The organism is Kitasatospora sp. GP30, assembly GCF_029892145.1.
GTDB lineage: Bacteria > Actinomycetota > Actinomycetes > Streptomycetales > Streptomycetaceae > Kitasatospora > Kitasatospora acidiphila.
This window is the reverse complement of the sequence record NZ_JARZAH010000004.1, coordinates 382565-406053: the sequence shown is the minus strand read 5'-3', so window position 1 is coordinate 406053 and position 23489 is coordinate 382565. Positions and strand designations below refer to the sequence as shown.

General features: G+C 70.3%; 24 protein-coding genes. 11 read left to right on the top strand and 13 right to left on the bottom strand.

Going from position 1 to position 23489, the window contains the following annotated elements; genetic code table 11:
- Positions 1-14: 14 nt before the first annotated feature.
- From P3T35_RS09875 to P3T35_RS09865, 3 genes are all read right to left on the bottom strand, one after another.
- A complete protein-coding gene (locus P3T35_RS09875) occupies positions 15-467 on the bottom strand; it encodes a GNAT family N-acetyltransferase (RefSeq protein WP_180356755.1) in 453 nt (150 codons plus the stop codon).
- Between the two features lie 92 nt (positions 468-559).
- On the bottom strand, positions 560-1066 hold the full coding sequence (locus P3T35_RS09870; protein ID WP_101383931.1) for a hypothetical protein: 507 nt from the start codon (positions 1064-1066) through the stop codon (positions 560-562).
- Positions 1067-1286: 220 nt separating this feature from the next.
- Positions 1287-1856, bottom strand: coding sequence for an ATP-binding protein (locus P3T35_RS09865; protein ID WP_180356754.1), 570 nt, complete (start codon positions 1854-1856; stop codon positions 1287-1289).
- 320 nt (positions 1857-2176) lie between these two features.
- Between P3T35_RS09865 and P3T35_RS09860 the strand changes: the two genes are divergently transcribed.
- Both P3T35_RS09860 and P3T35_RS09855 read left to right on the top strand, forming a co-directional pair.
- On the top strand, positions 2177-3070 hold the full coding sequence (locus P3T35_RS09860; RefSeq protein WP_101383929.1) for a helix-turn-helix transcriptional regulator: 894 nt from the start codon (positions 2177-2179) through the stop codon (positions 3068-3070).
- Positions 3067-3285: a DUF397 domain-containing protein gene (locus P3T35_RS09855; RefSeq protein WP_101383928.1), complete on the top strand. Its 219-nt coding sequence runs from the start codon at positions 3067-3069 to the stop codon at positions 3283-3285. The genes P3T35_RS09860 and P3T35_RS09855 overlap by 4 nt, the downstream gene beginning before the upstream one ends.
- Before the next feature lie 121 nt (positions 3286-3406).
- On the opposite strand, the gene P3T35_RS09850 is transcribed toward P3T35_RS09855, so the two are convergent.
- The 5 genes from P3T35_RS09850 to P3T35_RS09830 form a co-directional block, all read right to left on the bottom strand.
- Positions 3407-4027 carry a TOPRIM nucleotidyl transferase/hydrolase domain-containing protein gene (locus P3T35_RS09850; protein ID WP_101383927.1) on the bottom strand — a complete coding sequence of 207 codons (621 nt, stop codon included), beginning with the start codon at positions 4025-4027 and terminating at the stop codon, positions 3407-3409.
- Positions 4028-4117: 90 nt separating this feature from the next.
- Positions 4118-5101, bottom strand: coding sequence for an aminoglycoside phosphotransferase family protein (locus P3T35_RS09845; protein WP_101383926.1), 984 nt, complete (start codon positions 5099-5101; stop codon positions 4118-4120).
- 152 nt (positions 5102-5253) lie between these two features.
- A complete protein-coding gene (locus P3T35_RS09840; RefSeq protein WP_101383925.1) occupies positions 5254-5829 on the bottom strand; it encodes a DUF5825 family protein in 576 nt (191 codons plus the stop codon).
- A complete protein-coding gene (locus tag P3T35_RS09835) occupies positions 5826-7805 on the bottom strand; it encodes a RiPP maturation radical SAM C-methyltransferase (protein WP_280705061.1) in 1980 nt (659 codons plus the stop codon). The genes P3T35_RS09840 and P3T35_RS09835 overlap by 4 nt, the downstream gene beginning before the upstream one ends.
- 93 nt (positions 7806-7898) lie before the next feature.
- Positions 7899-8060 (bottom strand): hypothetical protein, encoded by a 162-nt coding sequence (locus tag P3T35_RS09830; protein ID WP_180356753.1) that lies wholly within the window; start codon positions 8058-8060, stop codon positions 7899-7901.
- Positions 8061-8487: 427 nt separating this feature from the next.
- Here P3T35_RS09830 and P3T35_RS09825 point away from each other — a divergent pair, with 427 nt between their 5' ends.
- Entirely contained in the window at positions 8488-9327 is an 840-nt protein-coding gene (locus P3T35_RS09825; protein WP_101383923.1) for an SAM-dependent methyltransferase, read from the top strand.
- Positions 9328-9363: 36 nt separating this feature from the next.
- Here P3T35_RS09825 and P3T35_RS09820 read toward each other — a convergent pair whose 3' ends face one another.
- Positions 9364-11358 carry a hypothetical protein gene (locus P3T35_RS09820; RefSeq protein WP_143677004.1) on the bottom strand — a complete coding sequence of 665 codons (1995 nt, stop codon included), beginning with the start codon at positions 11356-11358 and terminating at the stop codon, positions 9364-9366.
- 356 nt (positions 11359-11714) lie between these two features.
- Between P3T35_RS09820 and P3T35_RS09815 the strand changes: the two genes are divergently transcribed.
- From P3T35_RS09815 to P3T35_RS09805, 3 genes are read left to right on the top strand one after another with little or no spacing between them, the layout of a single operon-like run.
- Positions 11715-12710, top strand: a complete 996-nt coding sequence (locus P3T35_RS09815; RefSeq protein ID WP_348533404.1) for an NAD-dependent epimerase/dehydratase family protein — start codon at positions 11715-11717, stop codon at positions 12708-12710.
- Between the two features lie 44 nt (positions 12711-12754).
- Positions 12755-13249 carry an NUDIX domain-containing protein gene (locus P3T35_RS09810; RefSeq protein ID WP_101383921.1) on the top strand — a complete coding sequence of 165 codons (495 nt, stop codon included), beginning with the start codon at positions 12755-12757 and terminating at the stop codon, positions 13247-13249.
- Entirely contained in the window at positions 13246-14301 is a 1056-nt protein-coding gene (locus P3T35_RS09805) for a galactokinase (RefSeq protein ID WP_101383920.1), read from the top strand. The genes P3T35_RS09810 and P3T35_RS09805 overlap by 4 nt, the downstream gene beginning before the upstream one ends.
- A 29-nt stretch (positions 14302-14330) precedes the next feature.
- Here the strand turns inward: P3T35_RS09805 and P3T35_RS09800 are convergent, their stop codons facing one another.
- Genes P3T35_RS09800 through P3T35_RS09790 form a run of 3 tightly spaced genes read right to left on the bottom strand, consistent with a single transcriptional unit; the run spans position 14331 to position 16340 of the window.
- Positions 14331-15431, bottom strand: a complete 1101-nt coding sequence (locus P3T35_RS09800; RefSeq protein ID WP_101383919.1) for a radical SAM protein — start codon at positions 15429-15431, stop codon at positions 14331-14333.
- Positions 15421-15726 carry a galactosyltransferase-related protein gene (locus tag P3T35_RS09795; protein ID WP_101383918.1) on the bottom strand — a complete coding sequence of 102 codons (306 nt, stop codon included), beginning with the start codon at positions 15724-15726 and terminating at the stop codon, positions 15421-15423. The genes P3T35_RS09800 and P3T35_RS09795 overlap by 11 nt, the downstream gene beginning before the upstream one ends.
- Complete coding sequence (locus P3T35_RS09790) at positions 15720-16340, bottom strand: glycosyltransferase (protein WP_101383917.1); 621 nt, start codon at positions 16338-16340, stop codon at positions 15720-15722. The genes P3T35_RS09795 and P3T35_RS09790 overlap by 7 nt, the downstream gene beginning before the upstream one ends.
- 238 nt (positions 16341-16578) lie before the next feature.
- On the opposite strand from P3T35_RS09790, the gene P3T35_RS09785 reads away from it, so the two are divergent.
- The 5 genes from P3T35_RS09785 to P3T35_RS09765 all read left to right on the top strand — a co-directional run bounded on the left by P3T35_RS09785 (position 16579) and on the right by P3T35_RS09765 (position 22527).
- A complete protein-coding gene (locus P3T35_RS09785) occupies positions 16579-17691 on the top strand; it encodes a hypothetical protein (protein ID WP_101383916.1) in 1113 nt (370 codons plus the stop codon).
- 358 nt (positions 17692-18049) lie between these two features.
- Positions 18050-19738 carry a carbamoyltransferase C-terminal domain-containing protein gene (locus tag P3T35_RS09780; protein WP_180356752.1) on the top strand — a complete coding sequence of 563 codons (1689 nt, stop codon included), beginning with the start codon at positions 18050-18052 and terminating at the stop codon, positions 19736-19738.
- Positions 19739-19762: 24 nt separating this feature from the next.
- Positions 19763-20896: a serine/threonine protein kinase gene (locus P3T35_RS09775; RefSeq protein WP_101383914.1), complete on the top strand. Its 1134-nt coding sequence runs from the start codon at positions 19763-19765 to the stop codon at positions 20894-20896.
- A gap of 2 nt (positions 20897-20898) precedes the next feature.
- Positions 20899-21741, top strand: a complete 843-nt coding sequence (locus tag P3T35_RS09770) for a class I SAM-dependent methyltransferase (RefSeq protein WP_101383913.1) — start codon at positions 20899-20901, stop codon at positions 21739-21741.
- 48 nt (positions 21742-21789) lie between these two features.
- A complete protein-coding gene (locus P3T35_RS09765; RefSeq protein WP_101383912.1) occupies positions 21790-22527 on the top strand; it encodes a GNAT family N-acetyltransferase in 738 nt (245 codons plus the stop codon).
- Here the strand turns inward: P3T35_RS09765 and P3T35_RS09760 are convergent.
- A complete protein-coding gene (locus P3T35_RS09760; protein ID WP_101383911.1) occupies positions 22524-23480 on the bottom strand; it encodes a phosphotransferase in 957 nt (318 codons plus the stop codon). The genes P3T35_RS09765 and P3T35_RS09760 overlap by 4 nt on opposite strands.
- Positions 23481-23489: the final 9 nt, after the last annotated feature.

The window sequence follows — 23489 nt, the reverse complement described above, 5'->3', positions numbered from 1 at the left end:
CGTCGCCGGGCTCCTCAGAGCTCCAGTCGCATGGTCCGATTCGCGGTGCGGTAGCCGAGACTGCTGTAGAGGCTCTGGGCCGTGGTGTTGTCCTCGAAGACGTTCAAGGCCATCGACGCCGCCCCGAGCCGCCGAGCAGCCGCTGACCCGGCGTCCATGATGGCGCGGCCGTAGCCCTTGCCCCGCTGCGCCTCGTCCACCTCGACGAAGCAGACAAAGGCCTCCGAGCGGCCCCCAGACGAGCGCACTTGGATCCACAGCGTCCCGACCCGCTCGCCCGTCTCCTCGTCACGCGCCACCCACACATGGTTCCCCGGCGTTGCGAGCCCCTTCGGCAGCAACTGGTCGAAGTTCTCACGGGAGTTCGCCAGCGCCTCCTCCGCAGACCAGGCCCCCGCCCCGGCCTTGGCCTGCGCATAACGCGCGATCTGCGGCTCTGCCCAGGGGCTGAACTCGTCCTCGGTCATCGGTTCCAGGCGAACAGTCCGAATCGGCTTCGTCATGAAGATCGACCTTAGGACATCGAGGAGCGGCCTGCACGGGTTCTATCTCAGGCAGTTCAGACCCAGGTGAGGCCAACCATCCCGAGGCCTGCGCCGACGACGATGACCGCGATCCCGCCGAACTCCACCAGGCGGGCGGTGACGCCATCCCGCACGGCCTGCACACCCGAGTGGACGGCATCGGCGATCACCACGGCTTCGGGCACCGGATCGGCGGGCGCCTGCGGGCGGGCGGCCCGGAAGGCCAGCCACCCCTCAAGGTCACCTGCCATGACGTCGTCGGGCACCCCCACAAAGTTCGTGAGAGCCTCGTTCAACAGGTCGACCACAGTGACTCCCGGGCGGGTCCGCGCCGGCCAGCGAAGCGTCTTCACCACCAGCTCCGGGTAGTTGACGCTGATCTCCCACGTCTCCTGCAGACCATCCGGCAGACTCCCCGACGCGTAGCCGATCAGTCCCACCGGCTGGCTGGCCAGGACCGCGATGCGGCTCCCCAACTCTTCGCGTGCCCACGCCATCGTCCGTTCGGGACGGGCCGGCGGGTCCTCGTGACTGAACTGCATTCCGCACTCCGGATGTCGTAGCCGACTCGACCTGTCCGAATGACGGGCCGTCATCACTTCACCTTTGGGCGTTCGAGTGGCGGCCCTCACGTGGCGGGCTGTCCCCGGGCCCGTACACCCGCATCATAGTCGGCGCAGTCGCCGTCCACGGTGAGCCGCCAGCGCTACGCGATCAGGTGGCGTGGGCACGCGCGCCAGGCGCATGTGCAGGAACGCACTCCTACGTACGGGCCCTGGCTCGTTCGCCAACTTCCGTCCTGGCCGCCTCTTCCCCCTTGATACAAACGCCGTCGGGTTCGATCACCAGCTCGAACCACACCCATTTCCCGCACCCGTCGGGGTCGGCGTGGTGCCCGTAAGCGTCGGCGACGAACTCCAGGAGGAGCAGGCCCCGGCCGTTGGTCGCCAGCTGGGACGGCCGCCGCTGGCTGGGCAGTTCAGCCAGGTTGGGGTCCAACACGGAGACGCGCAGCCGCTTCTCCCCCACGACCACGGCTTCGATGACGAGCCGGAGCGAGGAGTCCTCGGGCTGCTCACCACCACACCCGTGGAGGAGCGCGTTGGTCAGCACCTCGCTCAGGCCGAGCTTCACCGCGTCTGCGGTCTCGGCGTCCAATTGCAGGCCGGCCTCGGCCAGCCTGGCGATGATCTCGCGTCTTGCCTTGCCAACTGCCTGGTAGTTGGCGGCAGTTTCGATGCGAACAGGGTCCACTGCTTCCTCCTGGCCGGAGATGTGCGTAAACGGCTGAGGTAAGAGGTAAGCGGCCGTGACGGTCGCGGCGATCGTCACGGCGCGGTGCAAGCCCTGGGCGCTGCGACCACGAGGGGACGCAGGCAAGGGGCAGGCCGGGTCTGACGGTCGGTCAACGTGCTGCCAAGGTGAACGTTGACGAACAAGGCAGCACGAGCCATCGATGTCTGATCACCGAGGGCTTTCAGCTCGTCACAGTCAGCATGGAGGCTGATAGCCTGCGAATGCAAGCCGATCACCAAAACTTGGATATATCCAATTCGAACCTGGATTCGGGCTCCCAGCACGTCAGTTGCTGGTAGCGCACGCAACAAGCAACAAGGCAAACTGGACCACTGACAGGTCAGGAGGGGCAGGGGATGGCAGGAGAAGCTGAGCCGACGACCCGGCGGCGCAGCAACGACGGCCCAACGGTTCGGCGGCGCCAACTCGGCACCCAGTTGCGTCGCCGCCGCGAAGAAGCCGGCCTGGGGCACGACGAGGTTGCTGGGCAACTCGTCGGAATGAGTCAGCCGAAGTTGAGCCGCATTGAGAACGGTCGCGGCGCAGTCAAGCCGGATGACGTCCGCCAGTTGCTCGCGCTCTACCAGTGCGACGACACCGCGCTGATCGATGCCCTGGTCGAAATGGCTCGCAATGGGGCCAAGCGCGGCATGTGGTGGCAGTCCTACAGTCCATACCTCAGCGACGCATTGGGAGACCTGATCCCCCTGGAGGCAGATGCCGACTCCATGAAGGACTACCAAGTCGCTTTTGTCCCTGGCCTACTCCAGACTCCGGCGTACGCTCGCGAGATCGTTTCAAAGCTGGAACTGCGGCAGGACGTCAACGTCGATGCCATTGTGGACGTACGGCTCGCACGCCAAGGTGTACTCACTCGCACCAGCCCGCTGGATCTCTGGGCCGTCATAGACGAGCAGGCAATCCGCTCAGGTGTTGGTGGCCCCGCCATCATGGCAGAGCAGCTGAGCCTGCTGATCGAACGGGCGAAGCGCCCCAACGTCAACATTCAGGTGATGCCGATCGGCGCCCCGGCTCACCACGGGATGAACGGCAGCTTCACCATCCTCGGTTTTCCGCAAAGGAACGACCTCGACGTGGTCCTCATCGACGGGCCGCAGACCAGCCTCTGGGTCGAGGATGCTGCCGACGTGGCGCTGTATGCAAAGAAGTTCGATCTGATCAGGGCAGTCGCTCTTGGTCCGGACGACTCCATTGCGCTCATCACCGAACAGAGAGACAAACTGACATGACGTTCCACCCCAACGCAGCCGCCCTGGGCGCCACCTGGACGAAGGCCACTCAGAGCAACCAGTCCAGCAACTGCGTCGAAGCTGCCAGCCTGCCAGGCCACGTCGCGGTGCGCGACAGCAAGAATCCGACCGGCCCGGCGCACGTTTACAGCCCTTACGCCTTCGCCGAGTTCACCGCTGCCGTGGGTAACAACACCCTGGTTGCGGTGAACTGACAGCGATCAGCATGAGTAGGGCATGGCCCGGCGGTACAGCGCCAGGCCATGCCCTCCCCCAACCCTCAGTAACCTCCTCCTCGTGCACGGGGTTTCCGCCCAGTGCAGCGCATCGCCCGGCTCAGAGGACGGCGAACAGGCCGGAGAGTGGCGCGGGTATCCGCTCGGGTGTGAGGGCCTCGGCGAGGACGCGGCCATAGTGGATCTTGCGTCCCTTCTTGGTGCCGAAGAAGCGCCGCAACTGCTGCTGCGCGGTGCGGCTCCGCTGAGCGGGCTGCTGCAGGAAGACCTCCAGGGCGCGCAGGTCGCCCTCCGCCCGGATGAGTTCCCGCACCAGGTCCACGCCCAGCGCCCGGATCAACTCGTCCTCCAGGTCCGCCTCGCACACGAGGAAGTCCTGCGGGTCGGCACCGGCCCGCGCCCAGCCGCGCACGTAGTAGTCGCGCTCCTGCACGTCGCACAGTCCCGTCAGGTGCAGACCCAGGCCGGTTGGTCCGAGAAGCTCGGCGAAGCGGCCGACGCTCATCGCGCCGCCCATCGGCAGCACGCAGATCCCCTCGGCCGACAGGTCCCGGCCGCAGGCCGCGGCGAGGGCGTCGACGGCGGCGACATCGCTCGGCCCTTCGAGCAGCACGATCGTCCGGACCGGCAGCCGCTCGGCCAACTCGTGCGCCAGGTCTCGGCCGGGGCCACCTGCCACCCACGCCGTGACCGCCTCACGGAAGGCTCTCATGTCAGGCATAACACTCCATCTCGGGGCGAGCGACGAGGTGCCGATCCGAGCGGGCCGAGGAGGCGGGGATCGATCGGGTCCGACCTATGAGTGTCCAACCTACGAGTAGCGCTTGAGGATGGCCAGCAGGTATTCCTCAAGTCGGCTGGTCAGGAGGGCAGGTGTCAGATCAGTGCGGCCGAGTTCACGCCACGGGACGGCGACCTTCTCCGCGTCGGGAGCGAACGCCAGGGCGTCGATCAGCCGCCAGTACAGCTGCGCCGCGCGCTGCTCGGCGAGTCGCCCTCCGGCGGCGAGGTAGCGGTCCGCGAAACTCATCCCCAGGGGCACACCATGCAGCAGCGCCAGAGCTGTTGAGCAGTGGGCTACATCCAGGTCGGCCGGTCCCCAAGAGGTCTCCACCCAGTCGACGACGCCGCTGATCCGGACTTCGTCCTCGTCGCCCTCGAAGAGGACGTTGCCCGGGTGGAAGTCCCGGTGCAGGAAACAGGTTTGGTAGGCGGGCGGATCCTGCCGGATGACGTCGACGGCCCGCTGCCAGAGGTCCGGCCGTGCCGTGGACTCGGGCAGCCGCACCCGCTCCGGCGACGTCCAGGCCTGCCAAGTCCGTGGCCTTGTCTCCGCGTTGACTTCGACCTGATGGATGCTCAGCAACTGCGCGGCCAGCAGATCGGCACGCTGCTCAGCACCGTGGTCGTGCACGCGGACGGTGCCGGGCAGCAGCGACATCAGCAACGACGGGTGGTCGCAGTACATCGCAGTCGAGTCCACGTCCACGAACACGGCCGCCGGCACGTCCGTGCCGCCGAGCAGGCACATAACCGCGGCTTCGCGTGACAACAGGCCATCCGCGTGCTGGACGTAGAAGGGCTTCACGAACGACCGCAGCACCAGGGCACGTCGGCCGTCCGGGCCCGAGATGTGCAGGCGGCGCATCCGAGAGGTCCAACCGCCTCGCAGCCGCTCGGCGCCCACCAAGCGCTCCCCGGCGCCGAGTTGCTTCCCCACCCACGCTCGCGTGGCGGCCCAGCCTGGCGCCCCGAGATCGCCACCGCCACGCTCGCTGTCATCACCTATGGCCATGGGGCGAGGCTATCCGCACGGCGGTCGGGTCACGAAACAACCACCCGCGCAGCCCGCGCCGTTGGTGTCTCCGCCACCCGCATCCGCTCCGCAGTCCCCCGCGCCCAGCGGCTCGACGGGGGTGCTGCCTGCTGCGTTTCCGTGCCTATGGCTCAGACCGCGCTGAACGGTACGGGCCAGCGGCGCATGTGTGCGGGCAGGGTCAGCAGCAGATCGCCGAGACAGTACATCAGGCTCTCCGCGGTGAGCAGGTCCACCGCCAGGCGCTGCGTCGCGGTGAGGGAGTCGGCGGGCAGCGGAGTGCGTCCGGCCAGGAAGGCGGCGATCAGGTCCGAGTGGTCGAGCATCAGATGGACGTCATGCTCCGCCCGGCCATCCTTGACCGTGATGAAGCCCGGCCCCCGCCTGAAGTGGCACAGCCCGTACCTGAACGCGTTGTGCCAGGCCCGCCAGCGATCGGTGGGCAGCCCGGCGATCCCGCTCGGCGGCCACAGATGGTGCAGCGGTGCGGTGTCGAGCTCGCCGCAGGCGGTGGCCGACCAACGAACCGCCACGCCCTCCTCCAGGCAGACCCGCAGGAACGCGAGGAACGTCAGCGTGGCAAGCGGGTTCCCGCCGAGGTCGACCTCGTCGTGCACGACGATGATGCCGCGCTCCACCGTGGCGCCGTAGCCGGGGTCGTGCCTGCGGAACAGGTCAGCCGCCCGATCGCCGAACACCGCGGTCACTCGGCTCCCTCCGGGAACGGGTCCGGGATCCCACCCGCCGGCGTGAGAGGCGTCAGGCTCATCCGCTGCGGGGAGACGCGCACCGGGAGGTCGCGCACCGCCAGTGCCACGAACTGCTCCCCGTCGCAGTAGACGAGTCCGAGCTCGCGCAGGCCGGCCAGCGCCGCAGCCACCTGGTCCTGGGACGCCTGCCGGCCCTGTTCGGCGAGCGCCCGGAGGACGGACGGCACGGTGCGGACCCGCTCGGTGAGCCGGTACACGGCGGCGTCCAGACCGTGCAGCAGGTGGTCGCGCGACGGCCAGCCGTGCCTGCGGTCGGCGATCCGCACCTCTCCGTCGCCGTCGCCGTCGCTGTTGCTGTTGCTGTTGCTGTCGCTGTCGCTGTCGCTGTCGCTGTCGCTGTCGCTGTCGCTGTCGCTGTCGCTGTCGCTGTCGGCCACCATCACCAGGGACGAGGTGGTGTGCGCGGCCCGCCAGGCGTCGACCGCGCGGTGGAGCCGGGCCTCGATCTCGCCGCGGATGCCCTGCGGCGGTGTGTCGAAGAGGTAGACCAGATCCGCCAGTTCCTCGGGCGGCAGGTCGTAGATGTGGTCGTAGATACGGGACGGAGCACGCTCGGCGAACCCGAGCTCCGGGCGTTCGAAGTTCGGGCTGAACCGTTCCAGGGCTATGCGTATGGTGCCGCCCGGCGGCTGCAGGTGCACCAGTGCGGGCATCTGGTCGATCACGGTCCCGTAGTCCGCGTCGCGTTCCCCGGGGAAGCCGTAGAGGTAGTTCCAACTCACCGTCAGGCCGCGCTCGTGGCAGTCTCTCAGCAGGCTCACGTTCCGGGCGCCGCCGACGCCCTTGTCCATGAGGTCGAGCACCCGGGCGTTGAGGCTCTCGATGCCGGGCTGGATGTGCACCACTCCGGCCGCCGCGAGCAGATCCAGCTGGTCGGGGCGGAGATTGGACTTCACCTCGTAGTGCACCCGCAAGTCCCAACCACTGGCGGCCATCCGGGGCAGCAGGCTGCCGAAGTAGCCCATGTCCAGGATGTTGTCCACCATCACCAGGTCCAGGATGCGGTGCCGCTCGATCAGGCCGGACACCTCCTGCCACACGGCGTCGGCGTCCTTGCTGCGGAAGGCGATGGCTGAGCCGTTGAGCCCGCAGAAGGTGCACTGGTGCTTCTCGCCCCACCAGCAGCCGCGGGCGCCCTCGACGGCGAGCTTGGGTTCGACGAAGGTACGTGTCGGGGACGCCTCCAGGGCGCGCTGCCAGTCGGTGTAGTCGGGGGCGGGGATCAGGCCGGGCGGGACCTGTGCGGCGCTCTCGGGGTTCGCCACCGGCCGGTCGCCGTCCCACCAGCACAGCCCGGGCACGTCCAGTGGCGGTGTGGCCGCCTCGAGGTGCTCCAGCAGCGCGGGGAAGGCGAGTTCGCCCTCGCCTCGGACGGCGAAGTCGACGAAGCGGTGGTTGCGGTGCAGCGCCGCGCCCATCGGCCCGTCGCAGTTCGCCCCGCCCATGACGGTCCGCACTCCGGGTCGCCGCTGCTTGAGCAGCCGGGCGACCGCGAGGCTCGGCACGTTCTGCATGAACGTGGTGGTGAACCCCACGACGTCCGGGTCCTGGCTGAGGATCTCGTCGACGACTCGCTCGACGAAGGGGCGCGCGTATGGGCGCATCCGGCGTACCACGTCGATGTCGACGTCGTTGGCCTTCGCATAGCGGTTGAGCTCGAACTCGCGCCAGCGGTCGTCGTCGTAGAGCACACCGGCGAACACCCAGTCCCCCAGCCCGTGGTGCAGGCCGGTCTCCGCGACGTGCGTGTAGTCGTGCGGGGTGAGCGCCCCACCGCTCTCGGCGAGTAGGAATCCGGCCCAGTCCATCGCCGCGTGCACCTCGCGGACCTCGGCTTCCGGCCGGGTCTGTGCCACGCGGCGGCGCAGAATGCCGATCGCCAACGAGGGCAGCTCCAGCAGCTGCCACGGCATCGACACCAGGCTCAGCCTCAAATCCGCTCCCGCGTCGGGTCGGGACCCCGAGGGTGGGGCCCCGACCGTCGATAGGTCTGCCTCGGCATCGGCTCAGCTGTCCCGCTCGGCGTGCGAGTCAACCCGGGACGGCGGAGCGTCGATACGGTACGCCGGCGGGGCGTCGATACGGTACGCCGGCGGGGCGTCGATCCGCGGAGTCGAGCTCGAAGTCCCGCTGCTCATCACGGTCTTGGTGATCTGCATCGTGGTCACCTCCTCTCCTGAAGGCGGTGCGCGCAGTGGCCCGTACGTGCACGCCCGCTGCTTCCGGGCGAGCATGTCAGGTCACTGTAATCGACAAACGGCTACCGGCGAATAGTTCGGACAGCGCCGACTGAGATGACCTCATGCGCCCCCGCCGTCACGCCCGTTGAGGGCGACCGGGGTCGGCGGCCGACGATTCGGCGCGCCAGTGGCGCGTGCCTGGCGGCACTGGTAGCACTGCTGGGGCGCGTGACGAACATGCGCGCCGGTGGTCGCCCCCATTCGGAACCGGATGGGCTTCGATGCCCACCAATCGGTGGATCGGTCGCTTCCAGCCACATGCCGGGCATGATCTGATGGGTTGCCGCTCCGGGGTCCCGCCCGGGGTCAACGGGCACCAGGACACGGGAACCAGCACCGGAACCAGGGGGACGCGATGAGCGCAGAGGATGCCCACGCGGGCGAGGCGAGCGACGAGTTCAGCATCAATCTCGACATCCACATACCGCACTCCGCCCGCATGTACGACTACTACCTCGGCGGTGTCACCAACTTCCCGGCCGACCGGGAGGCTGCCGGCCGGGCGTTGGCGGTGTTCCCGTTCGCCAGGGCCGCGGCGCGCGCCAACCGGGCGTTCATGCACCGTTCGATCAGGTTCCTCGCCCAGCAGGGCATCGACCAGTTCCTCGACATCGGCACCGGCATTCCGACCTCGCCGAACCTGCACGAGGTCGCGCAGGGGGTGAATCCGGCCGCCCGGATCGTCTACGCCGACAACGACCCGATCGTCCTCACCCACGCCGAAGCACTGCTGCGCAGCACCCCCGAGGGCCGCACCGCGTATGTGCAGGGGGACGTCCGCGACCCCGAGAAGGTGCTTGCCGGAGCGCGCGAAGTGCTCGACTTCTCGCGGCCCGTCGGGCTCAGCATGAACGCGCTGCTCCACTTCATCGCCGACAAGCCCGACCGGACCGCGGCCGACATTGCCGAGGCATTCAAGTCCCAGCTTCCGAGCGGCAGTTCGCTGGCCATAAGCCATCTCACGCCTGACTTCGCCGCCGCGGAGGCGCAGCGGCTGGAGCAGGTGTACCAGTCGTCCGGAACCGACCTCCAGGCCCGCACCCTTGAGGAGATCGCCGCGCTCTTCGACGGCTGGGAGCTGGTGGAGCCCGGTATCGTCGCCACCCCCCGCTGGCGCCCGAAACCGGAGTCGGACGGCGACCCGGTCACCGACGCCGAGGCTTCCTGCTACGGCGGGGTCGCCTTCCTGCGCTGAACGGTACCGGCACTCGCTGACGAACAGGGCTGACGGTCAGTCGGTTTCCCCGTGCTCGCCCTCGTAGGCCAGCCACTGCGCGAAGGTGTGCAGGCCGTAGGCGAGGTCCACCCCGGCGCGCCAACCAGGGAGACGGTCGCCAGGGGCGGCCGACTGACCCGGGCCCGCGAGAGCGGCGTGCCACGGCTCGACGGGGACCGGACGCACCACCCGCTGGATGGCGGCAGCGACGTCCGCCACCGAGCATGGTGTGCCGAGCGCCAAGGCGCGCGCGGTGGGACGGGTCCTGATCGCGACCGACACGGCGTTGACCAGGTCGTCCACGTGAAGCGGGTGCAGGCTCTCCTCCGGTCGGAGCGCCGGCACGATGGGCCTGCTGAGCAGGGCCTGCCAGACCATCCGCCCGATCACGGAGTCCCGGGCGCAGCCGGGCCCGTAGAGGTCGCCCGGGTGCAGGAAGTACTCGAGTGGGCCCGGGTGTTCGGCAACCGGGAACGGGCTCACCCGGATGAGCAGGGCGTGCGCGCTCCTGGCCGCGGCCGCGTCACGCAGCCGCCGCGCAGACGACACGTCCGTCGCGTCCGTCGCGTCCCCCGCGTCGGCCGTCTCCGTCCTATCCCTCGCGTCCGTCCTCTCCGTCCTACCCCTCGCGTCCATCCTCTCCGTCCTATCCCTCGCGTCCATCCTCTCCGCCGTCTCCGTCGTCTCCGTCGCGTCCGTCCCAGGCGCGGTCGGCGGCCGGTCGTGGCGGAGCTCGCTGAGGTCGACGACCGCATCCGCACTGGCGAGTTCCCTGGCCGGCCGCGCGTCACCGGACCGCCCGATGACCCCGTAGTCGACATCCGGCAGGGTGCCGTCCGGCGTGCGGAGATCGAGCACCCTGACCTGATGCCCCCGGTCGCGCAGGCCCCGGACCACGAACTCGCCGAGCGGCGTGTTCCCTCCCAGCACGGCCACCGCCTCAGGTGCCCGCCCGGGTCGCCGGCGCCGGGGCCGGCCAGGTACCGCCAAGGCGGCTGCCTCCACGCCCGCGGCCACGCCGAGTTCGCTGACGCGCCGCAGTTCGCCGCGCGCGGCGTCGAGATCCTGCTCGGACCGGTTGTGGCTCAGCCCGCCCGGACCGATCGACGCGAGTGCCTCGGAGACGGCGGCCGAGTCCCGCCGCTGGTCCGGCTGCTGGACGGTCTGGTGCTTGCCATCGACCAGCCCGGTGACGAACGAGGTCAGCCAGGTGCCCCACAGCCCTGGTGTGCGGGGGTCGATGGCGATCCCGCGCAGCCGGGAGCGGAGCCGGTCGAGGTCCACACCCTGCCCGGCCAGGTACTGCTCGGCATCGATGTCCTGCCAACGGGTCGGCGCGGAGCCCGGGATCCGTACCGAGCAGCGTGCCACGCCGTTCTTGAAGAAGGGGGCCACGGAGAGGCCGGCCAGCCGACGGTGCTCGTCCCGGGCCGGGTCGCCCGGCAGGAAGCACACCGACCGGCGCGGGCCCCGGAACGCGCTTCCCGACAGACTCGGTTTGTCGTCGTGCTCGGTGAGGTTCGGCACCGCGACGAAGGAGCGGATCCCCTCGGCCCGCAGGTAGCCGCGCATCAGGATGTCGTCCGGCCAGCTGCCGAGCCGCCGCGCGCCGTATTCGGCGAAGCCGACGGCCGCCCGCCTGGGCAGCACGATGGCGACGGTCGGGGTGTACTCGTTGACGGCCTCCACCCAGCGCGCCCCGGCCAGGGCGCCGAGGCGCACCGCGGCGCCGTTGCGCGAGTCCCAGAGGCAGAACAGGCTCAGCGCGGCGTCCGGCATCTCCTCGACGGCCCTGTGCACGCGTTCGAAGAAGCTGTCGGACAGGATCATGTCGTCCTGGAGGAGCAGGTGGTGGGTGGCGTCCGGCGCGATCGACCGCCAGGCCGCGAGCGCGGTGCGCAGGACCGACGGAGTGCCGGTCGGGTCGGGGTCCATGACGACGGAGAGCGCGCCCTCCGGGGCGTTGGCGGCGAGCCTCTCGGCGGCCTCCAGGCGCTTCGGATGGGTCATGACGGAACCGCTGAGCCTGAGGTCACGCGAGGCTTTCGACCGCATTTCGACCACACCCATTCTGTTTCTCCGTGGTGCAGAACCTCGGGGATCCTAGGGAATTGATCAGCCTTCCGGCAGGACGATTATCGGCCATTGCGCCGCTTGGGACCGAAGCGGCTGAAGTTCGCACTCTGGCGGGCACGGTAGCCGCTGGGCATTCTTGTCCCAGGCATTCAACCTCACGGAGGTACACCTTGTCCTTTTCCGTGCCAGGAGTTCTGCCAGACCCCAATAGTTCACCAGATCCCAGTAGTTCACCAGATCCCAGTGGTTCACAGCTGTCCCGGCTCAAACAATTACGCGGGGCCAAAGTCGTGATCACCGGTGGCGGAGGCCTGATCGGCAGCCGGATCGCCCGGCTGCTGAGCCGGGTCGAGGCGCGGGTGACCGTCCTGGACCGTCTCGACGCCTACCCGGACCCCGTCCACAAGCTCTTCGGACTCGACTCACTCGACGTGGAGTTGGTCGTCGGCGACATCTGCGAGCGGGCGCTGCTCCGACGGGTGCTCGGTGGCGCGGACTACGTCGTCCACGCCGCCGCCTACGCGGACGTGGCTGCTTGCACCCGTCACCCGGGCATCGCCTTCGCCGCCAACGTCCGCGGCACCCAGACCGTACTGGAGGAGGTGGCCGCGTCCCGGGCGCGGCGCCTGGTCTTCGCCTCCTCCGCCGCCGTCTACGGCTCCGGCGGGCTGGAGTCGAGCGGGCCCCAGCGGTTCTCCGAGGAGCAGCCACTGGTCCCGATCTCGGTCTACGCCAACTCCAAACTCTGGGCCGAGCACCAGATCAGGCTGCTGCTGGGGGCTCCCGGCGGCCCCGAGTACACCGTGCTGCGGTACTTCTCGGTCTACGGTGATCCCCAGGTCCCGAAGGTCGGGAGTCATTCCTGGATGGTGGCCTGGCTCGCGATGCACGCCCGCGTCGGCCTCCCGCTCCGGCTGAACGGCGGTGGCGGACAGGTGCGGGACCTGGTGCACGTCGAGGACGTGGCGGAAGCGACCGTGCTGGCCCTGGTCGAACCGGCTGCCGCCGGTCAGACCATCAATGTGGGTACCGGGAAGCCGACTTCGGTACGCCGGGTGGCCGAACTGGTGGCGGCGCACTACCCGGAGGCGACCTTCGTGGAGACGCCGCGGCCGGCCGGCGATCCGCTGGGCGGCTACGCCGATACCACCCGGGCCGACCGGCTGCTGCGTTGGCGGCCCCGGTTCGATGTGCGGGGCGGCGTGGCACGCTACGTCCGCTGGCTGACCGAGACGCCGCACGCGGTGCCCGACTGGCTCACGGCCGGGAGTTCGGCGTTGAACTGACGCAGCGTCAGTCCGTCAGTGCGTGCGAGGGCAAGGGATCGGCCATGGGATATGTCGGCTCTTACATCTGGTCGCTCCGGAAGCAGGTGGGCAGCCGGCTGCTGCTCGTCCCCGGGGCGCAGGTCCTGCTGGTGGACGGGGCGGGGCACGGCCTGTTCCAGCGCCGGCGCGACAACGGGGTCTGGGAGCTGCCGGCCGGCTCCTGCGAGGAAGACGGCGGCTTCGCCGACACCGCTGTGCGGGAGCTGGCCGAGGAGACCGGGCTACGAGTCCGGGAAGCCGACCTGGTGCCGTTCGCCAGCCTCTCCGATCCCGGGATCCACACCTTGGCCTACCCGAACGGCGATCGGGTGCACTGCTTCGCGCTCTGCTTCACCGCCCGGCGCTGGTCGGGTGAGTTGCGCCCGGAGGCGGCGGAGGTCACCGCGGCGGCGTTCTTCGATCTGAAGGCGCCGCCGCAGCCGCTCCATCCGCCCACCGCCGTGGTGTTGCGGTTGTACGAGGAGTTCATCTCGACCGGGAGGTTCCAGGCACGATGACGGTCTCCACGGGCGCGGCACGCGCCACCGTACCGACCAGGGCATGTCTTGCCGGGGAGGATCTCGACTGGCTCGGCGGCCGGTCGGTGTGTGTCGCCCTGGACTTGCCGACGACCGTGGTGGCGCGACCGCGGGCCGACGGGGCCGGGGCGCCGGGCGCGCCGACGGCGGCGGGGCACTGGGGCGCGGCCGTGTGGGACTTCCTGCGCGCCCGGCTGCCCGACCTCGGCCCGCTGCCTCCGGAGACCGAGGTGAGCAGCGACGCTCCGGTCGCCAGTGGCCTGTCCTCCTCCACCGCGCTGATCGTCGCGCTGTTCGAGGCCTTCAGCGCGCTGCTGCCCGCAGCGCGGCGGCCGTCCCGGGCGACGCTGACCGAGTGGGCCTACCTGTGCGAGTTCGAGGTCTGCCGCGGCGGCGGCATGGATCAGCTCGCGGTGTCGCTGGGCGGCGCTGTGCTCACCCGGGGGCGGCCGGCCGGCCTGCCCGAGCTGTGCGAGCAGCTCGCGTTCCCCGGCCGGTGGTCCCTGATCGTGGTCGACTCCCGGACCGCGAAGTCGACCCAAGACCACATCCGTACGGTTCGAGCCCAGGCAGCGGCTCGCGACCCGCGGCTCGCCGCCTACCTGGCGAGTGCCGACGCGGCGGCCGGCGCGGTCTGGGAGAACATCCGCACGCGGGACCTGGCCGGTCTCACCGAGGCCATGCGCCAGGCTCACCGGGCGATGCGGGACCACCAGGGGATGTCGACGCCGTTCCTGGAGCGCCTTCGCCGGCTCGCCCGGAGCAGCGCCGGCTTCGAGCTCAAGCTGAGCGGGGCAGGCGGTGGCGGGGCGCTGGTCGGCGTCTGCGATGCGGCGGTCTCCGCGCAGCTCGCCGACGCGCTCCGGCGGGCCTACCGGTACGAGTGCCCGGACGCCCGGGTGCTGGAGGCCGGTCCGGCCGCAATCCGCTCTACCGGGGAGGCCGGTCCGGCCGCAATCCGCTCTGCCGGGGAGGCCGGTCCGGCCGCGATCCGCTCTGCCGGGGAGGCGGCAGCGGCGCCTGTTCTGTGACCGGGCGCCCGCCGCCGCCCGGAGCCGGGTCAGATGAACGGATCCTGATCCTCGATCAGCCCGCGCGATGGAACTCCGTCCTCACCGATCGCCTCTATTTCGAGGTTCGAGCGGTGGCGGGCGCAGTGGAAGGTGCAGTCCGTCCGAGGATCCACGATCGCGCGATCGGACTGCTTCCAGATGTCGGCGAAGCTGTCGGTGACCGCGTCGCCGAGCCGCGCCTTCGGATTGCCCCGGTGGTACGGGCAGATGTAGACCCCCGACGGGGTGACCAGGGTGCGGAGTTCCGCGACCCGGCAGCGCTGGTACTCCTTGGGCTGCACCGGGCCTTCGAGGGCTCGTACCGCGTTGATCGTGGAGGAGTTGACGATCTCGAAGGTGTCGCTCGTCAGGCGGCCGGCCTGCCGCAGTTGCTCCTCGACCGAGCCGAGGAGGTCGGCGGGGATGTCCAGCACGTGGTGCTCGTCGTCGAACATGGCCTTCAGCTCGAAGTAGTCGCAGCCGATGTCACGGGCCAACTCGGCTGCCCGCAGCACCTCGTGGTGGTTGCTGACGGTGCTTCCATCGGCGTTCCGGCGGGTCATCAGCAGGAACGAGTAGCCCAGCGAGCCGGTCTTCGCCCCGGCGAGCAGCCGCATGTTGGCGACCACCTTGTCGAAGACGCTGGCGCCCTTGCGGTCGGGCCGGAACAGGCCGTAGGTCGCACTGCTGCCGGCGTCCATCGAAACCCTCACCCAGCTGGCGTAGCGGGCCAGTTCGTCCAGGTTCTGCCGGATCATGGTGCCGTTGGTCACGACGCCGATGGCGATGCCGGCCTCGCCCAGGGTGCGCAGCACCTTGCGGGTGCCGCGATGGGCCAGCGGTTCGCCGCCGCCGATCAGGATGACCGCCCGGACGTCCATGGCCACCAGCTCCTCGGCCAGGGCCAGCAGCCGTTCGGGGCTGAACCGGCTCTGGTTGAGGAGCTTTCCGCTGATGCACTCGGGGCAGGCCAGGTCGCAGAAGGTGGTGGGGTCGAGGTCGACGACCAGCGGTGCGGCGGATTTGGCGCCGGCCGCCACGTCGGCGACCCGGGGCCAGAGTGATGCCTGGTAGAGCTTGGAGACCAGGTCGAGGCGTTCAACGGGCACTTGCTCCACCTTTCGCTGCGATGTGCACGGCGAGATCCTGCTCGATCATGGCGTCGGGCCCGAGGGCGAGCCGGTCGGCGAAACGCTCCGCGTTCGCGGCGCGCTGCGGTGTCCACTCGTGCGCGGTCGGGTGCTCGAAGTGCAGGCAGCGCCACGAGCGGTCGATCTGCCAGCCGCGGCTGACGCCGGTGCGGGCTTCGGCCTTGACCAGCAGGTCGTCGTCCTCGTTGCCCCAGCCGAAGTACTGCGGGCAGTACCCACCCACCGACTCGAAGAGCCGGCGCGAGATCAGCATGCCTCCCCAGTGGTAGGGCGCTCGCCACTCCTGCTGCGGAGTCGGTGCGTGGCCTCGCGCGTCCGCGGGGGCAAGACCTTGGGCGTCGGGAGGGTGGCCGAGCCGTACACCCGGGTGCTGAAGGCGATCTCCTCGTCACCACGCGCCTGGAGGGACCTGCCGGGCCCGGGAGTCACGTAGCAGAACGGGTCGCGGCCGGCCGGCCGGTAGTCCACCACGGGTTGCCCGGCGAGCTCCCCCGCCGGGTCGGACAGCCGGTGCATCCAGGGCTGGGCAACCGGCCTGCCCCCGGCCAGCGCCAGCCCCCGGCTCAGGAAGTCGCGCCCGAGCGGCACCACGTCCGCGTCGGACAGGTGGAGCAGCTCGGCCCGGGCATGGTCCGCCGCCAGGTTGCGGAGCAGCCCCGGCGCGGTGGTGGTGGCGGGCGCGGAGAGGACGCGTACTCCGGGTCGCTGGTCCAGGTCGGCGGCGAGCCGCACCGGCAGCTCACCCGCCACGGCGATGACGACCTCGCAGGGGATGTCCTGAGCCAGCCAGGCCGCGGTCACTTCCCGCAGGCGGCTCGGGCCTGGCGGGTCGCCGTAAAGCGGAATGAGCACGCTCAGGGCAGGCATTCATGATCTCCAAACCGCCGAAACGAAAAAGCTGCGACGAATGAGGTGAGACGAAAGAGGTGGGAAATGGGGGCGCCTTTCGGACTCTTCCGGCGAGTGCGTCGATCGTCCATACCCAGCCGCCCGGAAGCGGAACATGACAGGTGTGATTTCCGGCCATGTTCTCTGCGCCGCACGGGACTTGATTAAGGGTCTGCCACCATCGGACCACCGCGTGCGGCCCTAAGGATGTGGACGAATGGCATTCACCCTGGTCAGTTCCGCCGTCATGACCCACCCCCGTCGGTTGGAGCAGGCGGAGCGCATCGCCGCCGAGCTCGGCCTCGACGCCGTGGTGGTGGACCCGGCCCCGGACGACGCCCCCTCGGCGCTGCGCACGGCCATCGCCGCCTGGGCCTCGGTGCGCCCGGGCGCCAGCCACCATCTGGTGGTGCAGGACGATCTGGCCGGGCCGGCCGGACTGACCGAGCTGGTGCGACGCTCGGCGGCCCGGCACCCGGACGAGGCGCTCGCCTTCTACACGCACTGGAACAGCCGCAACGGTGCGGCCGTCCGGCTGGCCGCGCTGGCCGGTGCGAGCTGGGTGCGGGCGGTCCCGGAGGAGTTCACGCCCACCCTGGCCGTGAGCCTGCCGACCGCCACGGCTGATGAGTTCGGCCGCCATGCCGTCGCGAGCGCGGACCGGCACGACGACGAGGTCCTCTCCCAGGTGCTCCGCCGAACCGGGCGGATGAGCCTGCTCGCCGTACCGAACCTGGTGCAGCACGTCGGCACGGCCAGCCTCACCGGCCACGACGTCTCGCAGGGGCTGCGCCGAGCCGCCTGCCTGGTCGACGCGCCGGAGGTCGCCGGGTGGCTGGAGTCAGGGCCGGTCCTCGACGCCGTCGACGGGCTGCCCTACCTCCGCCTCGGCCATGCCCATCTGCGCGTCGACGCGCTGGCCGCCGAGCCGCAGCGCCGCGGTCACTCACTCTGGTGGGAGGCGCTGCCGCACCTGGGCATCGAACCGGACCGGGTGCTCCAACTGGTCGACGAGCGGCGGCCGGTGGCGCTCGGCGCCGAGGTGAGCCGGCTGTTCGGAGCGGCGTTCGCCACCGAGCTGTGGATCCATTGCCTGCTGGTCGGCCTGCAGGCCCCCCGGCTGGCCCGGCCCGCCGAGGGCGGCTTCGACGCGCTGGGACGGCGGTTGCGGGCCGCCGCGGTGGCCACCATCGGGATCGCCGGCCTCCCACCGGAGAGCCGTGCCACCGTCACCGCGGGCCAGGTGAGCCTGCTCACCCGCTACGCCTGGAGCGCGATCCGGCTCGGCCCGCTGCTGCGCGCCCGCACCGGCACCGCGACCGGGCAGTGACCGGCGGAAACCTCGTCGGCTCCGCCCCACAAGGGCGCACGGCGTAGCGCAGGATCACCTGATGCACCGTCATGTCCATTGCATAGATGTCCAAAAGCGCTTGATCGAGGTCGACCCGTCGCACCGCGGACGGATCCCGCCGGTAGTCGCCGGGCTACTGTTGGTGCTCGACGGCCGAACGGCGACACGCGAGTCGTTCTCCTCCCCCGGCAGCGCACCCCGGGCCGCCCGGCGGGCCGGCACCGCGATGTGCCGGCTCTCGCGCCGGTCCGGCCGGTCCACCCCTCTCCCATCGGCTCGACGGCTGAGCCCGGCACAAGGACGTGCTGGGCGAACCGCATTGCAGTTGGAGGCACAGATGATCGTTCTCGGCTTGGTCGGGCGTCCCGACGTCCGGCTCTGCCATGACGCGGCGGCCTGTCTGGTGATCGACGGAAAGGTGGTCGGCGCTCTCGAGCAGGAGCGGATCAGCCGGCGCCGCCACGCCAAGGGTGAGGGGCCGGAGGGCGCCGTCCGCGCGCTGCTCGACGCATTCGGGGTGCACCCCTCGGAGATCCAGGCGATCGGCTACGCCTGGGCGGACGCGCCCGAGGGCGCGCTCGCACCGGAGACCGGGATCCCGTGCGGAGTGCGCGTCACCGACCGGCTCACCGAGACGATCCTGCCCACGCTGGCCGGTGAACTGGGCACCAGGGACATCGCGTTCTTCGACCACCATCTCTGCCACGCCGCGCAGGCCTACTACTTGAACCCGCACCCGACCGCGGACGTGCTGGTCGCCGACGGCTGGGGCGGTGACGGTTCCACCTCCCTCTTCCATGTGGCCGACGGCTGCTTCCGCCTGCTGGAGCGCTACGACCGCACCTGGTCGCTGGGGATGTTCTACGGTGCCGCCTCCGCATACGCCCGGCTCGGCACCTGGGGCGCGGGCAAGTTGATGGGCCTGAGCTCGTACGGGCGGACCAGCGACCTCAGGTACTTCAGCTTCGACCCCGCCGACGCCTCGTTCCGGCTGGACCGGCGGTTGCGCGGCTCCTTGACCGGCGGCCGGAACTGGGACCGGCTCGGCCGGCAGTGGCTGGATACCTTCGAGGCGAGTTCCTTCCCCTACACGCCCGATTCCGCGAACGTCTTCGACTACGCGCCGTTCGCGGCCGACGTCCAGGCGACGGTCGAGCAGCTGGGCCTCGACATCACCGCCAGGCTCCGCCGGCTCTCCGGCGAGGACACCCTGCTGCTGTCCGGCGGAGTGGCCCTCAATGCGCCCATGAACCGCCGGATCGCGCTGGAGAGCGGGTATGCCAGGGTCTGCGGCACCGTCGCACCGAACGACGGAGGCACCGTCTTCGGCGCGGCGATGCTGGCCGAGGCGCTGTTCGGCAAGGCGCCCGAGGTGCTGCCCGCCGACGGGCCGCCGCCGATCTTCCTCGGGCCGCCGGTGGACACGGCCTCGATCGAGTCCGCTCTGGCCGCCCGAGGGGTCACGGCGCGGGCCCTGGATCCGGAGCGGCTGCGCGCCGAGACCGTGCGGGCCCTCGCCCAGGGTCAGGTGGTCGCCTGGTTCGACGGACGCAACGAGTTCGGCCCGCGGGCGCTGGGCGCGCGCAGCCTGCTCGCCTCGCCGCGGCACCGCACCACCCTGGACAAGTTGAACCGGGTGAAGGGCCGCGAAGCCTGGCGCCCCGCCGCGCTGTCCCTCACGGCCGACGGCTTCCGCCGGTTGGGCATGGAGGCACCGGTCGCCGGCCTGAGCGACTACATGCTCTGCATGCACAAGGTGGACGAGGAGCGGTCCACCGAGGCGGTCGCCGGAGTACACGTGGACCGCACCACCCGCGGGCAGTACGTGGCCGCCGCCGACGACGGCTTCGGCGCCCTGCTCACCGCCGTCGGCGAGGACTCGGGCCTGGCCGGCGTCATCAACACCTCGCTCAACACCAAGGGCGATCCCATGGTGCTGGGTCCCGAGCAGGCCATCGACCTGATGGCCGAATGCCCTGACGTCGACCTGCTGGTGCTGGGGCCCTACCTGGTGCGCCGCTCCTGAACCGAGCTACGAAAGGGATACCACGTGAACGACCGAACCCTGCGAGTCAACTCCTGGAACGGGTGGGACCCGCTGCGCCACGTCCTGGTCGGCCGCGCCGACGGCACCATGGTGCAGGCGCCCGAGCCGGCTGTGCAGCGGGACTTCCCGGACGACGGATTCCCCCTCGGCAGCTACGGGCCCATGCCTGCGGAGATGACCGCCGAGGCCAACGAGCAACTGGACGACTTCGCCGGGATCCTGCAGCGGCGCGGCATCCGGGTGGACCGGCCGACCGCGCTCGACTTCAGTCAGCAGGTGGCCACGCCGGACTGGACCCAGGAGTCGATGTTCGGCTGCATGCCGCCGCGCGACGTGCTCCTGACGGTCGGCAACGAGATCCTCGAAGCCACCATGTGCTACCGCAGCCGCTGGTTCGAGTACCTCGCCTACCGGCCGGTCCTGCAGCAGCTGTTCGACGCCGACCCGAACATGCGCTGGGAGGCCGCCCCCAAGCCGCGGTTGACGGACGCCTCCTACCGGCCCGGCTTCTGGGAAACGTACAACAAGGTGCCCCTGGCCGAGAAGCTCGAACGGGTCCGCAACCACGACCTGGTCCTCACCGAGGCGGAGCCGCTGTTCGATGCGGCCGACATCGCCCGCTGCGGCAAGGACCTGTTCGTCCAGCTGTCGCTGGTCACCAACCGCAGCGGATACCGCTGGCTGAAGCGGCACTTCCCGGACCACCGGGTGCACGCGGTGACCTTCACCAACACCCACCCGCTGCACATCGACGCGACCTGGGTGCCGCTGCGGCCCGGGCTGGTGCTGCACTGCGGCGAGCGGCCGGCCGAGCCCGAACTGATGAAGTACTACGAGATCAACGACTGGGAGGTGGTGGAGGCCGTCCAGCCGGCCAGTTGGAAGCACTACCAACGACTCTCCTTCTGCAGCCCGTGGCTGGCCGTCAACATCCTCAACCTCGATCCCCAGACGGTCTGTGTGGAGGAGACCGAGGTTCACCTGGCCGACCAACTGGTGAAGTACGGCTTCGAGGTGGTGCCCGTGCCGTTCCGGGCGGTGGGACCGTTCGGCGGCGGGCTGCACTGCGCCACCGTCGACATCGAGCGGGATGGCGTGCTGGAGGACTACTTTCCGCACCGGTATGGGAGGTTCTGACCATGGCGAAGCTTCGCACCCGCGAACTCATGCTGGGCATCGAGGGGTTGGCGCTGCTCCGGGAGGCCGCCAGCGCCGATGACCAGTTCGTCGAGGCCAGGCTCCGGGAGATCCGCTCGCTGCTCGAGCCCGGCAGGCAGGCCTCGTCGTCCGACGTGGTGGAGCTGGATGTCGCGACCGGATACGCGGCGTGGGCCGCGAGTTACGACAGCCTGCCCAGCTCCGTGATCCAGGTCGAGGAGCCACTGGTCCACCGGATCATCGACCGGGTGCCGACCGGGATGGCCGTGGACGCCGCCTGCGGCACCGGCAGGCATGCCGCTGCGCTGCTGGCCCGCGGCCACCGGACGATCGGCGTCGACCAGTCCGCCGAGATGCTCGCCGTGGCCGAACAGAAGGCCCCGGCCGGCGACTTCCGGGTGGGCTCGCTGGAGAAGCTGCCGCTGGACGACGCGTCGGCCGATCTCGCCATCTGCGCGCTGGCGCTCACCCACCTGAGCGAACTCGGGTCGGCCGTCGCCGAATTGGCGCGCGTCGTCCGCCCTGGGGGGAAGGTCGTGATCTCCGATGTCCATCCGATGATGGTCCTGCTCCAGGGCCAGGGCGGCGCCTGCTTCGCCCACGGCCCGCGGCGGCTGGCGGTCATGCACAACCACGTCCACCTCCACGCGGACTACCTCGCCGCCTTCGCTGCCGCGGGCCTCGGGGTCGACTCGTGCCAGGAGCCGCGCTTCAACGGTGAGTTCCCGCCCGGCGGCTTCGAGGAACGGATCGCCGACGCGGCGCGGGCCGCGTGGCAGGGGGTCCCGTCCGCCGTCGTCTGGGAGCTCACCCGCCTGCCGTGAACTCCACGGGAGGCGAGCTTCACGGAGAGCTGAGAGGAGCATCGCCGGATGGCAGTGGTGACCGTACGGTTCGCTGACCGACCCGAGCTGTGGGAGCGGATCCCGGAGCTGTTCGCCGGACTCATCCCCGAGTTCAACATCCACGGTGACGTGGGCAGGGTCTACTGGCGGCGCTGGTTCAAGGAGTTCCCACAGTTCCAACTCGCCCTCCACGACGACGAGCTGGACGACGTACTTGCCGTCGCGAGGGCACTGCCGGGCCGCTGGGACGGCACCCCGCAGGGCCTCAACTCCGGGCTGGACGCCTGCATCGAGGCGGCCTTCACGGAACCCGATCCCAACGTGCTGTACGCGCTGGGGATCGAGGTGGCGCCCCGGCACCAGGGCAAGGGGCTGTCCAAACTCCTGCTGCGAGAGCTGACCGCGCTCGCCGCCGCCCACGGCTTCAGCCGCGTCGCCGTGCCGATCCGGCCGACCTGGAAGGACCGGTACCCACTCACCCCGATCGGACACTACGCGGCCTGGACCGGGAAGGACGGCTCCCCGTTCGATCCCTGGCTGCGCACCCATGTCAACCTCGGGGGTGTGATCACGGGCTCCAGTGAGCGGTCCTCACTGATCACCGGACGGGTCGAGGAGTGGGAGTCCTGGACGGGGATGGCCTTCCCCGAGGACGGAACGTACGTCTTCCCCGGCGGGCTGTCACCACTGCGGGTCGACCGGACAACCGACCTCACCACCTACTGGGAGCCCGCCATCTGGGTGGTGCACCAAGCCGATGGCTAAGCCGACCGCCACGGTTGCTCCGACCAGGCCCGCAGGATGCGCCGGTACCGGGCCAGATGCCAGTCGACCCATGGTCCATCGGGCTTCCTCGGGATCGCGCCGACGAGCATCGACCGGAGCAGCCGGATCTCCTTCGCCAGCATGCACAGGTAGACCGCCGCCGGATCGACGGGCCGGCCGCCGCGCCGCCGGTACTCGTCCAGAGCACCGGCCAGGGCCGCCACCGGGTCGAAGCCCGGCGCATGCCACCAGGAGAACGCCCCGATGCCGACGGCGGCCAGGTCGAACGCCACGGGCCCGACCCCCGCGCCATCCAGGTCCAGCGCGCCGACCAGCGCCATGGTGCGCGGGTCGGTCCGGATGTTCGACGGGCCCGGGTCACCGTGCAACAGCTGCCGGTCGGCGCTCGCCAGGCGGTCGTACCCGGCCTCCACCGCCTTCAGTCCATGGTCCAGGCAGGCCTGGTCGGCGAACTGCAAGGCGGTGATCGCGGCCGGCGGCTCCTCCGTGATCAGGCCGAGCACACGGCTCAGCACCCCCTCATCTAGCACGGCGGGCCGACCGTCGAACCCGGCCAGCACCGCGTGCAGGCGTGCCACGGCAGCGCCGATCACGGGGTAGTGCGCGAGCCTGCTGGACGGCGGTTCGACGCCGGCCAGCGTCTCCGTCAGCCGCCAGACATGGTCGTACGCCTCGGCGTAGCACCGCCCGTCGCTGGTCGGCACGGTGACGGGTGCGCACACGCCGGAGTGCGGCGACTCCCGGTTGATCCTGGCGAACAGCTCGATCTCCCGGCGCAACCGATCCGCCTGGCCGGCGGGGCGGCAGGTCAACCAGAAGTGGCCGGCCTGCCAGGTGAGATTGGTCCAGCCGGTCTCCGGCACGGTCGGCTCCGCGGCCAGCCCCCAGTCCCGGCGCAGCACCTCGACCGCCCGCTGATGCCAGTTCGCCATCCTCGTTCT

Bases quoted from the DNA above. Each gene is read 5' to 3' on its own strand.
- P3T35_RS09760 (WP_101383911.1), bottom strand. From the start codon at position 23,480: ATGGCGAACTGGCATCAGCGGGCGGTCGAGGTGCTGCGCCGGGACTGG.
- P3T35_RS09825 (WP_101383923.1), top strand. From the start codon at position 8,488: ATGAGCGCAGAGGATGCCCACGCGGGCGAGGCGAGCGACGAGTTCAGC.
- P3T35_RS09870 (WP_101383931.1), bottom strand. From the start codon at position 1,066: ATGCAGTTCAGTCACGAGGACCCGCCGGCCCGTCCCGAACGGACGATG.
- P3T35_RS09765 (WP_101383912.1), top strand. From the start codon at position 21,790: ATGGCAGTGGTGACCGTACGGTTCGCTGACCGACCCGAGCTGTGGGAG.
- P3T35_RS09860 (WP_101383929.1), top strand. From the start codon at position 2,177: ATGGCAGGAGAAGCTGAGCCGACGACCCGGCGGCGCAGCAACGACGGC.
- P3T35_RS09875 (WP_180356755.1), bottom strand. From the start codon at position 467: ATGACCGAGGACGAGTTCAGCCCCTGGGCAGAGCCGCAGATCGCGCGT.
- P3T35_RS09850 (WP_101383927.1), bottom strand. From the start codon at position 4,027: ATGCCTGACATGAGAGCCTTCCGTGAGGCGGTCACGGCGTGGGTGGCA.
- P3T35_RS09795 (WP_101383918.1), bottom strand. From the start codon at position 15,726: ATGCTGATCTCGCGCCGGCTCTTCGAGTCGGTGGGTGGGTACTGCCCG.
- P3T35_RS09780 (WP_180356752.1), top strand. From the start codon at position 18,050: ATGATCGTTCTCGGCTTGGTCGGGCGTCCCGACGTCCGGCTCTGCCAT.
- P3T35_RS09805 (WP_101383920.1), top strand. From the start codon at position 13,246: ATGACGGTCTCCACGGGCGCGGCACGCGCCACCGTACCGACCAGGGCA.
- P3T35_RS09790 (WP_101383917.1), bottom strand. From the start codon at position 16,340: ATGCCTGCCCTGAGCGTGCTCATTCCGCTTTACGGCGACCCGCCAGGC.
- P3T35_RS09835 (WP_280705061.1), bottom strand. From the start codon at position 7,805: ATGCCGTGGCAGCTGCTGGAGCTGCCCTCGTTGGCGATCGGCATTCTG.
- P3T35_RS09820 (WP_143677004.1), bottom strand. From the start codon at position 11,358: ATGACCCATCCGAAGCGCCTGGAGGCCGCCGAGAGGCTCGCCGCCAAC.
- P3T35_RS09855 (WP_101383928.1), top strand. From the start codon at position 3,067: ATGACGTTCCACCCCAACGCAGCCGCCCTGGGCGCCACCTGGACGAAG.
- P3T35_RS09845 (WP_101383926.1), bottom strand. From the start codon at position 5,101: ATGGCCATAGGTGATGACAGCGAGCGTGGCGGTGGCGATCTCGGGGCG.
- P3T35_RS09810 (WP_101383921.1), top strand. From the start codon at position 12,755: ATGGGATATGTCGGCTCTTACATCTGGTCGCTCCGGAAGCAGGTGGGC.
- P3T35_RS09770 (WP_101383913.1), top strand. From the start codon at position 20,899: ATGGCGAAGCTTCGCACCCGCGAACTCATGCTGGGCATCGAGGGGTTG.
- P3T35_RS09785 (WP_101383916.1), top strand. From the start codon at position 16,579: ATGGCATTCACCCTGGTCAGTTCCGCCGTCATGACCCACCCCCGTCGG.